Here is a 13,183-nt window from a genome sequence, read left to right as displayed (position 1 = left end):
TAAAACATTGTAGTGCCTATTTTATAATTAATCATTGACCTAATGTAATACACTGCTAACATCAGAGTATTATAAAACTAGAATAACTAACTATCCCTTTTTCTGAAAATGGCGTTTTTTCAGAAAGGAACTAAACTAAATGTGTAAAGTATGTTTGTAATTAAAAGAGACGGAAGAAAAGAGCAGATAATGTTCGACAAAATTACGGCGCGTGTTCGTAAATTGTGCTATGGCTTAAATGAGCTTGTTGATCCATTAAAAGTGGCAATGCGCGTTATTGAGGGCTTGTACGATGGAGTAACAACAAGTGAACTAGATAATTTAGCAGCAGAAATTGCAGCGACAATGACTACAGCACATCCAGACTACGCTCGTTTAGCAGCACGTATTTCGGTTTCTAACTTACATAAAAACACAAAGAAAACATTTAGTGAAGTAATGACGGATTTATATACCTATGTAAATCCACGTACAGGTAAAGATGCACCTTTATTATCTGATGAGGTGTATAACGTTATCATAGAAAATAAAGAGGTTTTAGATTCTACAATTATATATAACCGAGATTTCGGTTATGATTATTTTGGGTTTAAAACTTTAGAACGTTCTTACCTTTTAAAATTAAACGGACAAATTGCAGAACGTCCACAGCACATGCTTATGCGTGTTTCAATTGGTATTCATTTAAATGATTTAGATGCCGCTATTGAAACCTATGAGTTAATGTCTAAAAAATACTTTACACACGCCACGCCAACACTTTTTAATTCAGGGACACCAAAACCTCAAATGTCATCATGCTTCTTGTTAACAATGAAGGATGATAGTATTGATGGAATATATGATACGTTAAAGCAAACCGCTAAAATTTCGCAATCTGCGGGCGGAATTGGTTTAGCTATACATAATATTAGAGCTACAGGGAGCTATATAGCTGGTACAAACGGAACAAGTAATGGTATTGTGCCAATGCTAAAAGTATTTAACGATACAGCACGTTATGTAGATCAAGGTGGAGGAAAACGTAAAGGGAGTTTTGCAATGTACATAGAGCCTTGGCATGCAGATATTATGAGTTTCTTAGACCTTAAGAAAAACCATGGAGCAGAAGAATTACGTGCGCGTGATTTATTTTATGCCATGTGGATGCCAGATTTATTTATGAAACGTGTGCAAGAAAATGGTGAATGGACATTAATGTGTCCTAACGAATGTCCAGGTTTATCGGATACACATAGTGAAGAATTTGAAGCTTTATATACTAAGTATGAAACAGAAGGAAAAGGGCGTAAGTCTATAAAAGCACGTGAGCTTTGGGAGAAAATTTTAGAATCTCAAATCGAAACAGGTACGCCGTATATGTTATACAAAGATGCGGCTAACCGTAAATCTAATCAAAAGAACTTAGGAACAATTAAGTCTTCTAACTTATGTACTGAAATTATGGAGTATACTTCTCCTGATGAAGTTGCAGTATGTAATTTAGCATCGATTGCACTACCAATGTTTGTAAAGAATGGTGAATTTGATCATAAAGAATTGTTTAGAATCACAAAACGTGTTACAAAGAATTTAAATAAAGTAATTGATCGTAACTATTATCCAGTAAAAGAAGCAGAAAATTCTAACTTTCGTCACCGTCCAATTGGTTTAGGAGTACAAGGTTTAGCAGATACATTTATTAAACTGCGTTTGCCTTTTACAAGTGATGAAGCAAAAAGATTAAATCAAGAAATTTTTGAAACTCTATATTTTGCTGCAGTAACAGCTTCCATGGAAGAAGCAAAAGCTGATGGACCTTATGAAACATATAAAGGATCTCCGATAAGTAAAGGAGATTTTCAACATAATTTATGGAACATTAAAGACGATGAATTAAGCGGTCGATGGGATTGGGCAAAATTACGTAAGCAAGTACTAAAAAATGGTGTACGTAATTCATTATTAGTAGCACCAATGCCAACAGCATCTACATCTCAAATATTAGGAAACAACGAATGTTTTGAGCCGTACACATCTAATATTTATACACGCCGTGTATTATCTGGAGAGTTTATTGTAGTTAATAAACACCTATTAGAAGATTTAGTAGAATTAGGACTTTGGAACGAAGGTCTTAAAAACGAAATTATGAGAGCTAATGGCTCTATTCAAGGTGTAGATAATATTCCTGCAGATATTAAAGAATTGTATAAAACAGTTTGGGAGATGAGTATGAAAGACATTATAGATATGTCTCGTCAGCGTGGTTATTTTATTGATCAATCACAATCATTAAACTTATTCTTAGAAGGAGCAACTATGGCTAAGCTAACATCTATGCACTTCTATGCATGGAAGAGTGGCTTAAAAACAGGGATGTATTATTTACGTACAAAAGCAGCAGTAGATGCTAAGAAGTTTACAGTAACTAAAGAGGTTAAACAACAACCTGTTGCAGAGAAAATAGCAGTACAAGAAACCGTAATTGCACAACAAAAACAACAAGCAGCAAAGACCGCTGCTAAGTTTGCACAAGAAACTACAGAAGCTGAGCCAATGACGGCAGAAGAAATGAAAGCATTAATTGCCCAGGCTAAAGAAGCTGAAGGTGATGATTGTTTAATGTGTGGTTCTTAATCTAAATTAAGTGTTATTAAAAACCAACGTGAAAGCGTTGGTTTTTTTATTTTAGGATCTACTTCTCTACCAAAGTATCAGTCCCTAAATACTTATCATCTTTATTATAATACCAAGCTCTAACTTTAGGCATTTTAATACCACTAACTATAGCTTCTTCAGATAATAAAATATATTCGCCACTATCTGGGATTACATTACCATTATCATCCGTTTTATAAAACTGATAGACTTCCATAGCATAAGTCTTTGGATTGAAATAAAAATACCATTCGTCACTACCAACAGAGGCATCATAAGTTGCTTTTAAAACGAGATAGTCTTTTCCTTTAAATGTTTTGCGCTCTATTTTATCTCCTAGATGAGTACCTTTATCTTTAAGCTTCATAGGTAAGCCATACAAATAACTATAATAATTTTTATAGAGTTCGGCTCTATCGCAAGTCATACCTTTTGCTTTAGCAGAAACTTCATCTAAAACAGCGCCATTATAACTCATAATACATTTGCCTTTGTCCATAGTATATGTTGTAGTAGTGCCATCTCGTTTTGCAGCTACACTATAATATTGATGAAGTAGGTTAATAATTATTTTGCTCTCTCTTGGGTTAGCATTTTGGGTAGTCATGGTTACATTAAAAGAATCATTAAAGGTTTGCCAATGTCCATTTGGATCGTGATAGGCTATGGCTTTATCTAATAATTGAGAAGGAGTAGCAGTTTGCGAATAAGAATTAATATTAAAAATTATTAAAGTAATAAGTATAAGGTTCTTCATTGTAATAGGTTTTACTATTCAACTAAAATATAAGTTTTATTTGTAATATTTTTGTGAGAGGTAATATATAGTTAAGTATGAATAAAAATTTAAAAGAAGTCGCTCAAGTCTTTTTTAAGTTAGGTTGTTTTGCTTTTGGTGGTCCAGCAGCACATATAGCGATGATGGAAGACGAAATCATTGAGAAGCGTAAATGGATGTCTAGAGATTATTTTCTAGATCTTATAGGAACAACAAATTTAATTCCTGGCCCAAACTCAACTGAGATGACGATGCATTGTGGTTACGAACGTGCAGGAAAAGTAGGTCTTTTTGTAGCTGGAATTGCATTTATTTTTCCGGCTACTATTATCACAGCTATTTTGGCATATTTATATGTTAAATATGGTCAATTGCCAGAGGTAGAACCTTTTATTTATGGTATTAAACCCGCAGTATTGGCAATTATAGCAGCAGCTATTTTTAAGTTAGGCAAAAAAGCTATAAAAAGTACAGAATTAGCCATACTTGGGGTATTAGTTTTAGCAGCAAGTCTTTTAGGAGTTAATGAAGTTATTGCACTACTTAGCGCTGGTGTTTTAGGAATGGCATATTTTTATATTAAAAACAAAACAACAACGACCATTAAAAGTATTACTCCATTATTCTTTTTATTTGGTATTAATGCTACAATTACAAAAGTATCAACACTAAAATTATTTTTAATTTTCTTAAAAGTTGGTGCTATACTTTACGGAAGTGGTTATGTTTTATTCGCATATTTAGATGCAGAATTAGTTACTAGAGGTTTGTTAACTAGAACTGAGCTTATTGATGCAATTGCTATAGGTCAATTTACTCCAGGGCCTGTGTTGTCAACGTCGACGTTTATAGGATATCAACTTTCTGGATTTTCAGGAGCTTTGGTTGCTACGACAGGTATTTTTCTTCCATCGTTTTTATTTGTGTTATTGCTAAATCCATTTATTCCAAAAATGAGAAATTCTAAAATTCTTAGAGGCTTTTTAGATTCGGTTAATGTTGCAGCTGTTGCAGTAATGTTGGCTGTACTTTTTGTTATGGGAAAAGAAACATTGATACAATGGCAGAGTATTGTTATTGCAATAGCAGCTATTATATTAACTTTTAAAACTAAGGTTAGCACCATCTGGACAATTGTTATTGGTGCTGTATTAGGGTTTCTATTATTAAAATTGTTTTAATAAAAAAGCCTTAATTCTTTTAAAGAATTAAGGCTTTTTGTTTTTATAATTATTGTAAAATTACGATTCAGGTGTAATTTTAGCAGGCTCAACTGAACCATCATGAGCATTATGATATTCTTCTAATAAGTTCATAGTTGCAGTAAGTAAGTCTTTAGTTTCTAGTAATAAACTAAAGTAAAGCGTCGTGTTTTTAGGACTTGACTCTTCAGTTCTTGTACGTGCTACTTGTTTAACGATTTTAGACGTTACTATATCAAAAGTCTCTTTTCTTTTATTTAAGATAATTTCAATTTCTTCAAATGAACGAGAATCAAAAGCACTTTTAATATCAACAAATAATACTTCTAGAGCATCATCAACTTCTTTCAATTCTTTAACCTGACTAAACTTAAGTTTCTTATGGTTATTATTAATGTGTTTATGACTAGTATTAGAAATATATTCTAAAGATTGTGTCATGTCTTGTAAATATCCTAATATATTAATATAGAAATTACTAGCTTCAACACTAGATTCGTCTAAATTTTTAATAAAATAAAAGATGTTATCACGTAAACTATCTACTTCATCAGAAAGTTTAGAGACTTGTTTTTTATTCTTTTTAAGAGATGATAAATCTTGTTTAGCTAAACCTTTAATAGCATTGGTGTAGATTCTGTTACCACGGTTAACAACGCTAGAAATGTTTTTAGCACTTTCATAAATAACTCCTTGTACAGAACTGCTTTCTTCAGAAGTTGATAAACTATCTGCTTCAACAATTTTTTTAGAGTTCTTTTGGTGAGCTTTGTAGTTTCTATATAATAAGAATACGGTAACTATTAATAATATAGGAGTGATTACTTGAGGTTCCCAATTGATTAGGAAAACAACAATACCTGCAGCTGTAAAAGCTCCAAAGGCTGTGCCAAACCATCCGCCAATAACATTTAAAACACCAGCGACCCTATATACAGCACTTTCACTTCCCCAAGCTCTATCCGCTAAAGATGTACCCATAGCTACCATAAATGTAACATATGTTGTAGATAATGGTAGTTTCATAGACGTTGCTATAGCGATTAATACACCAGCGACCATAAGGTTAACAGATGCTCTAATCATATCAAAAGCAGGTGCATCAATGCTTTGTGCTTTGGTTAAATTATTTTCTGGTTTATGAAAACTTCTATCAATACGTTCTTGCGTAGCTTTAGGAAGAATAGAACTACAAGCATTAGATAACCAAGATGTTCCTTTTACAACAGATCGAGATAAAGCATTAGGTTCAAATTTTTCATGTGTTTCTCCTTGACGAGATAAGCTAATTTCAGTTTCAGCAACTGTCTTTGCTTTTTTAGAAAACCATAATGTAACTACCATTATGCCACCAGCAATAAATAACAAGAAAGGTTCTGCTGGCATTTTCTTATCTAAGACATCCATCATAAAACCAGATGCTTCAGTTCCGCTAGCAATCCATGCTTCGTAAGAGTGATAAGCAGCCATTGGTACACCAATAAAGTTTACAAGATCATTACCAGAAAATGCTAAAGCTAACCCAAATGTACCTACAGCGATTACAATAAGAAGAATACTCTTTTTTGTAATTTTTTGAAATGCATATGATAGTAGTGTAAATAAAACAAAGCCAATAGATATAATATACACTTCATTGCCTTCTACATAACCTTTTAAATCTTTATAATAAGGAGTGCCCTTAAGACCTTTCATAAAAATGAAATATAATATTGCGGTTAATGCTAGACCTCCAAATATTGCACCTAAATTTTTTATTTTATTTTCATAATGGAAAGTAAACACTAAACGTGATATCCACTGAACTATAGCGCCAACACTAAAAGCAATAACAACGGAGAGTAAAATACCGCTAATAATTTCTATAGCTTTAGCTGTATTAATAAAACTCCCTAAGTCAGATAAAGTATATTGATCAGAATGACCAATTTTTATTAAAGCCGTAACTACTGCTGCTCCAAGTAAATTAAAAACAATAGATACCGTAGTAGATGTTGGTAGACCAAGTGTATTAAAAAAGTCTAATAACAAAATATCGGTAATCATTACTGCCATAAATATGAGCATAATTTCATGAAAGCTAAACATACCAGGCACAAAAATACCTTTACGTGCTACTTCCATTAAGCCACTAGAATAGACAGCTCCAATAAAAATACCTAAACTCGCTACAATCATTATTGTACGCATAGAAATGGCTTTTGAGCCTATTGCTGAGTTTAAGAAATTAATAGCATCATTACTAACACCAACTACTATGTCTGCCACCGCTAAAACGGTAATGGCTATCAACATAAATAAGTACATATTTTCCATAATTTGATTCGTTTTGCAAAAGTCTTAAGATAATTTTTGCGTTGTGTTATCTAAATGTTATGTTTTAAAAATGTAAATCGAAACCAAGCCTGTATTCAATTCTACCTTCATTACCATTAAATGTTCTATAACTTAAATCCGATTGTACTTTTAATTTATGACCTACAATAAATTTAGAAACTCCTAGAGTATACTCGTTAGTGTCTAAATCTACAATTGTGGCGTTGCTTACATTTTCTTCATCTAATGTTGTAAAACGTCCCGCAATTTCATAATTGTTTTTAAATACATAACTAGCCTGTAAGTTTAGTGCATTACCAGTACTAAATCCACTTCCTGTTGTTGTACCATCACTATTAAGCGCAATTACATTATCTACATCACGATGTGCATATTCTCCCATAAAGGCAAATCCTTTATATTTAAACATAGCATCTGCAAATATAGTAGTTGCATCACTTTCAAATAAATTATCTCCACCATCAATAAATAGAAAGCTGCCTAAACCACTTCTAGACCTTACAGCATCTTCATTATAATTATAAGTAAATGCTAAAAATAACTTAGGTGTTTCTTCGCGTTTTAAATCTGATTGCACATAATCACCTTTAGCTTCAAATTCACCAAAAGGTAAAAATTCTACACGACCTGTATATTGTAAACCACCAATATTACCTTCAGTAATGTTACGTCCTTCTCCTTGTGATAGTGAGAACTTTTCTCTTATAACAAACTTTTCTCCTATGACATCTTTATGGCGAATTTGTATTCCTAAATCACGATCAATATTAAAACGACTGTTTAATAACGAACGATCTATAAATTGAAGATTAGCAGAAGACACAACACGTTCTATATTTCCAGGTAGTTTTGTCTGTCCGGCCCAAAGTTCCCAATTTCCTGCAAAATTCCACATAATAACAGCATCAAGAATTTGACGTGGTGTTTCTCTGTTAAATTCATTCGCACCAGAAAGATCTCTATTAGATAATCCTAATTCTATTTTATATCTAAGTTTAGGACTGTAAGCAAAACCATCAAATTTTAAACGTGCTCTACGCACATCAAAATTGTGATCTGGACTTCCGAATTGACTACCTGCTTGATCATAATTCCAAGTAGATGTAGAACGTACTTGAATACGAGCTCCGAATTTTATGCTAAAAGAGCTGTCTTTAGCAACAAAATTAAAAATTCCTTTTCCGAATTTAGAATCACTGATTTCCTGTGCATTAAGCGAAGTTATAGTCGCTATTACAATAGCAACTATAGTAAATTTAAGTTTCATTAAAATATTATTAGTTTTTGTCAGGTGCAAAGAACTAATTCTAATGTTAACTAAATGTTTCCTAAGTATTAATTTTTAAGCAAAAAAACTGCCTTGGCCAAAGGCAGTCATTAGAATTCATGATAATTAGTCGACAAAAACTAATAGATTATACGAAACTAATATCTCTTATATAAGATGGTGACAAATGTAAATGAGGAGTTTAATGTTATTGTAACGCTATTATTAACTAATTATTAAACTTTATTAATAAAAAAATATTTTTAAATAACTGATTTTCAAATAAATAACGTTTTAATGTAAATTTAATGTTAATTAATTGTTGCTTAAATATTAATGAATCTTTATATTCGTGTAATAAGTAAATTATAAAACCCATAATTATGAACAAAAAAGTTTTGCTCTTATTCGTTTTATTAATCAGTATCGTTTCTTTTGCTCAACAAGAGAGAATACTAAAACTTAACAAAAACAGCAATTTAATTGATGTAACATATTATCATGACAATGGAGTTGTAAGCCAGACAGGATCTTATACTTTAGATGGTAAATTACAAGGTGAATGGCTGAGTTTTAATACTGAAGGTAAAAAGAATGTTTCAGCGAATTATGATAATGGGAGAAAAGTCGGCAAGTGGTTTTTTTGGACAAATGAAACCTTAAAAGAAGTAGATTATACAAATAATGCTATTGTTAGTGTTAATGAATGGAAGAGAGATGATAAAACCTCTTTGGCCATACGGAATTAATAAATAGAATTACTAAAACAACAAAAAAGCATCCTAATTATTAGGATGCTTTTTTATTACTATAAACTTAAACTACGAACTCAAATGATAGTTTAGTCTATTTTATTTTAATGATTTAAAGACCTACAGTCCAACCTGCGCCCCAGGTTGCAAAGTCAGTTCCTGTAGCACTACCGATACCAGATAAGAAATCTGAATCCATAAATGTTTCTCCTGTATCATTCTTTACCTCTAGTATAACATCAGTAAATGTTACATCAGTTACAGATAAATCACCACTTAGTACACCAGCACCTGTTGGGTTATCTCCATCATCGCCATCTAAATCAAAACCTTCTTCAAAACCTTCGATTAAAACATTAGTAAAAATACCTTGTGTACCAGCTCTTAAACGTATAGCTTCATTACCTGTACCAGAACCATTTCCTATTATAGTTAGGTTGTTAATGTTTGGTCTAGAGAAGAATAAAGGATTAGAATTGTTTCCTATATCTGTATTGTAACCATCGGCCTCAATACCTTTATCGTGCTCAGCACCATGAAGCACATAGGCATCTGTAATAGTTCCAGAATATCCTTCTGTCCAATCTATAGAATCATCTTGAGAATTAACAACAACAACATTGTTGACATTTACAGTTCCTCCAAAGAATTCTACACCGTCATCACTACCTTCAAATACTTGAATAAATTCAATCACTGTGCCTCTACCAACCCCGTAGAAAGAGAACCCATTATTTTCTGACTGTCCATCAGCAGCAGCACCAGAATATTGTACACGCATATATCTTATACTACCAGAATTATCCTCTGCGTTTGTACCACCATAAGGTAAACTTGCAATTTCAGAAGTTGCAGTAGCTGCACCTGTTACAGAATTAATTGGTGCTTCACCAAGTACAATAACACCTCCCCAATCTCCGGCTTGTGGTGCAGAAGCATCAGAAGTTAAAATAATTGGGTTATCAGCAGTACCATTAGCTATAATCTGCGCTCCTTGAGCAATTGCTATATACACATCAGAACCCTCAGCTAAGGCTTCAATTGTCATCCCAGCAGGGATAGTTAATGTAGTACCAGCAGCCATTATTAATGATCCATTTAATACATAAGTTTCGTTAGCATCTAAGGTTAAATCTTCGGTAAATGTACCTGATAAAAATATAGTGCCAGATGGTGGTGGAGTGTCATCACCTCCTCCGTTATCATTAATAATAATATCAGCAGTATCATCTGATGTACATGAATTAAAAAGTAATCCAAAAATCGCTAACCCTAATAAAAAATTCTTTTTCATTGTTTTTAAATTTGATTAAATGTTTAATTAATATTTATGTGTTTATATTTAAAATTTATATTTTAATTGAAAGCCTATATTAAGTCCTCTTCTATAATCTGTAACATCCTTACCATTAGGCGAGGTTACTAAAACTCCTGTGCCTTCTCTTTCGTATTGAATGGTTGGATTTAAAAGATTTTTTGCAGAAAAGTTAAACTCTAGCTTTTCTGTAATCTCACTTTTAAGAATAAAATCTAGAGTAGGAATACCTTTTTCTATAACATTACCTAATTGGCCAGAACCTAAAGCATCGATTCTATCAGAGAAATAAGAGAACACTAAGTTTGCATTAGGTTCATATGTTCCAATTTTTGGTGAGTAGCTTAAATCTGCGTTTATAATTACAGGTGAAGCTCCTTGTAATTCTTCTTCGTCGCTACTAAAGCTTACATCGAATATAGTACCGTCAACAGTTTCAAATAAATCTTGTTTTGTGTTTGTTAAGGTTACGTTGAAACCACCAGATAATTTAGCATTATCTTCATCTTGCATAATAATATTTTTGCGAAGCTCTAATTCAAGCCCAATAACTTCAGCATTATCACCTGTTCTAAAGAAACGTTGGGTTCCTGTTGCATCAAAAGCAACAACTTGGTTTATAGGGTCATTGATGCGTTTGTAGAATCCGCCAATAGAGATGATTTCATTTTTACTTAAAAACCAATCATATTTTAAATCTATATTTAATATTCTTGAGAAACCTAATACATCCGGATTACCACCAATACGTTGTGATACACTTTCGTAAACAAAAGGTGCAACTTCTTTAAACTCAGGAAGAGAAATGGTTTCGCTAATTGCAAAACGGACATTTTGATCTTCATTAATATTATACTTAACACTTAAACTCGGCAAGTAAACTACATCGGAAAAAGAGCGACTACTTTGACCTTCGTTACCTAAGTTAATGACATCGAAACTAATATTTTGATCAAAAGATTCAACACGCAACCCAGGTACAAATAACCATTTATTATCATCTGCAGTTATTTCTGCATTAACATAACCAGCATGTACATCTAATTGACCATTATAGGTGTTTTCTGGTAAGCCAGGACGATTTGTATTGCTTTGACCAGGAAGATTATTAATAACTCTAATGTTAAAAAGCCCATTTGGGTTACTTGAAGTATTTAAATTTTCTAATGAAAATAAGCTATCAAAATCATTAACATCAGTAACAGGTGTATTTGGGTTTACAATATCATAACCAAAACGGATATTATCAAAATCACGTTGTTTAGTTCGTCCATTATAACCAGCATTTATTTTAATATTTTCAGCGTAGTCGTATTCAAAATTAATACGTCCGTTTAACTCTTCATCTTCTATGTTTTGGAAATAACGTTGATTATCAAAAACAACATTACTAAAAAGTGTAGGATTTGTATTAGGATCATTATCTAAAGCCAATTGATAGTTTTCTAAACTAATACGTCTTCTATCTGGTTGATGAGCGTTTACTACATTGTAACCAATACCCCAATCAATTTCAAATTTTTCGTAATTGTGTTTACCTAATAATTGATTGACATAGATTAAGTTTTGATCAAATTGCACATTAGATTGAAAAAATCCTTCATCCGTATTTTGTATAGCGTTTCTATTTCTACCACCACCATCAATTCCAAAATTACCAACTCTATCAGATGAGTCATTGATAAATAATGAGTTAAATTTAAAACTATTGTTATTATCTAACTTGTAATTAACAGCTAACATTCCAGTGGTCTTTGTGCTATATTCAAACTCTTCAGCATCTTCAAAAGCTCTGTCTTCAACATTAGTAAAATTAATGTTAGAACCTCTACGGTATTCAAAACTGTTTTCAAATGAACCCGTACCATAAAAACTTAAACGACTACCATTTTCAAAATCAAAAGATTTTCCGAAAGAACCACCAAAATTAATATTGATTGGTGTATTTAAATCTACAGAGTCAAAACCATGAGATAATACTACAGCGAAAGGATCATTATCAAATCTGTTGTAAAACCCAAAATAACTTGTGCCTTCACTTTTTAAGAAATTCTGGTCGGCAGCATTTGTATTTACAGATGAACCTGTATAAAAATCGAAGAACCAATCTCCTTTATAATCTTTTGAAGAGATGTCTACATTACCAGCAGAAAAATCACCATAAAATCTTGAAGAATAGGCTTTACTTATAGATACATTTTCTATAATATCTGTTGAAAATAAGTTTAAATCAACATTTTTCTTGTTAACGTCATTAGACGGTAATGATAAACCATTTAATGTTGTGTTTAAGTAACGATCACCTAAACCACGGACATATACGTTGCTAGAACCTTCTTGTTTAGAAACTCCAGAAATTTTAGATACAGCACCAGCAGCATCTCCAACTCCTTTTCTAGAAAGCTCTACAGCTCCAATACTTTGCTTAATTTCTGTCGCTTTTTTCTGGTCTAATAATAATGCAGCCTCACTTTCTTTACGTGTAGTTGTAGTAATAACAACCTCGCTAAGACTTGCAGCACTTACACCTAATGGTACATTAACTACAGTTACTTTATTAGCGACAACCTCAACTTTTATTTCTTGGGTTTCGTAACCCACAAAACTAAAAACTAAAATATATGACCCAACGTCTAGATCTTTAAATTCATAGATACCTTCTTCATTAGAAGAAACACCTTTAGAAGTCCCTTTAATTACTACGCTTGCATATGGTAAAGGTTCATTGTTAAACTCTTTATCCGTGATTAGACCTTTAACAGATCCAATCTCTTGTGCAAAAGAAAGTGCTGTAAATAATAATGCTATTAATAAGAATAATTTTTTCATCAGTTTTATAAAAAATTGCTGATGCAAAGAAACCACCGATATCAAGATTTGAGGTTAATCAAA

8 protein-coding genes are annotated in these 13,183 nt (G+C 32.2%); 3 read left to right on the top strand and 5 right to left on the bottom strand.

Translation table 11 applies throughout. The features are described from left to right. Positions 1–150 precede the first annotated feature (150 nt). Positions 151–2,619 carry a ribonucleoside-diphosphate reductase subunit alpha gene (locus K8Z87_RS07170; protein WP_227476810.1) on the top strand — a complete coding sequence of 823 codons (2,469 nt, stop codon included), beginning with the start codon at positions 151–153 and terminating at the stop codon, positions 2,617–2,619. A gap of 58 nt (positions 2,620–2,677) precedes the next feature. On the opposite strand, the gene K8Z87_RS07165 is transcribed toward K8Z87_RS07170, so the two are convergent. Continuing rightward, on the bottom strand, positions 2,678–3,397 hold the full coding sequence (locus tag K8Z87_RS07165; RefSeq protein WP_227476809.1) for a DUF6503 family protein: 720 nt from the start codon (positions 3,395–3,397) through the stop codon (positions 2,678–2,680). A gap of 77 nt (positions 3,398–3,474) precedes the next feature. Between K8Z87_RS07165 and chrA the strand changes: the two genes are divergently transcribed. After that, positions 3,475–4,599, top strand: a complete 1,125-nt coding sequence (chrA, locus tag K8Z87_RS07160; RefSeq protein WP_227476808.1) for a chromate efflux transporter — start codon at positions 3,475–3,477, stop codon at positions 4,597–4,599. 60 nt (positions 4,600–4,659) lie between these two features. Here the strand turns inward: chrA and K8Z87_RS07155 are convergent, their stop codons facing one another. Together K8Z87_RS07155 and K8Z87_RS07150 are read right to left on the bottom strand one after the other, a co-directional pair. Further along, a complete protein-coding gene (locus tag K8Z87_RS07155; protein ID WP_227476807.1) occupies positions 4,660–6,936 on the bottom strand; it encodes an inorganic phosphate transporter in 2,277 nt (758 codons plus the stop codon). 64 nt (positions 6,937–7,000) lie between these two features. Further along, on the bottom strand, positions 7,001–8,224 hold the full coding sequence (locus tag K8Z87_RS07150; RefSeq protein ID WP_227476806.1) for a porin: 1,224 nt from the start codon (positions 8,222–8,224) through the stop codon (positions 7,001–7,003). A 383-nt stretch (positions 8,225–8,607) separates the two neighbouring features. Between K8Z87_RS07150 and K8Z87_RS07145 the strand changes: the two genes are divergently transcribed. After that, a complete protein-coding gene (locus tag K8Z87_RS07145; RefSeq protein ID WP_227476805.1) occupies positions 8,608–8,973 on the top strand; it encodes a toxin-antitoxin system YwqK family antitoxin in 366 nt (121 codons plus the stop codon). Between the two features lie 115 nt (positions 8,974–9,088). Here the strand turns inward: K8Z87_RS07145 and K8Z87_RS07140 are convergent, their stop codons facing one another. Together K8Z87_RS07140 and K8Z87_RS07135 are read right to left on the bottom strand one after the other, a co-directional pair. Then, entirely contained in the window at positions 9,089–10,270 is a 1,182-nt protein-coding gene (locus K8Z87_RS07140) for a multidrug transporter (protein WP_227476804.1), read from the bottom strand. A gap of 48 nt (positions 10,271–10,318) precedes the next feature. Further along, entirely contained in the window at positions 10,319–13,120 is a 2,802-nt protein-coding gene (locus K8Z87_RS07135) for a TonB-dependent receptor (protein WP_227476803.1), read from the bottom strand. Positions 13,121–13,183 lie beyond the last annotated feature (63 nt).

This window comes from Winogradskyella immobilis (assembly GCF_021887715.1).
GTDB classification, from domain to species: domain Bacteria; phylum Bacteroidota; class Bacteroidia; order Flavobacteriales; family Flavobacteriaceae; genus Winogradskyella; species Winogradskyella immobilis.
This window is presented reverse-complemented; position numbering and strand designations above follow the sequence as displayed.

Coding starts and splice junctions, on each gene's coding strand:
- K8Z87_RS07170 (WP_227476810.1), top strand. CDS start 151: ATGTTTGTAATTAAAAGAGACGGAAGAAAAGAGCAGATAATGTTCGAC.
- K8Z87_RS07165 (WP_227476809.1), bottom strand. CDS start 3,397: ATGAAGAACCTTATACTTATTACTTTAATAATTTTTAATATTAATTCT.
- chrA (WP_227476808.1), top strand. CDS start 3,475: ATGAATAAAAATTTAAAAGAAGTCGCTCAAGTCTTTTTTAAGTTAGGT.
- K8Z87_RS07155 (WP_227476807.1), bottom strand. CDS start 6,936: ATGGAAAATATGTACTTATTTATGTTGATAGCCATTACCGTTTTAGCG.
- K8Z87_RS07150 (WP_227476806.1), bottom strand. CDS start 8,224: ATGAAACTTAAATTTACTATAGTTGCTATTGTAATAGCGACTATAACT.
- K8Z87_RS07145 (WP_227476805.1), top strand. CDS start 8,608: ATGAACAAAAAAGTTTTGCTCTTATTCGTTTTATTAATCAGTATCGTT.
- K8Z87_RS07140 (WP_227476804.1), bottom strand. CDS start 10,270: ATGAAAAAGAATTTTTTATTAGGGTTAGCGATTTTTGGATTACTTTTT.
- K8Z87_RS07135 (WP_227476803.1), bottom strand. CDS start 13,120: ATGAAAAAATTATTCTTATTAATAGCATTATTATTTACAGCACTTTCT.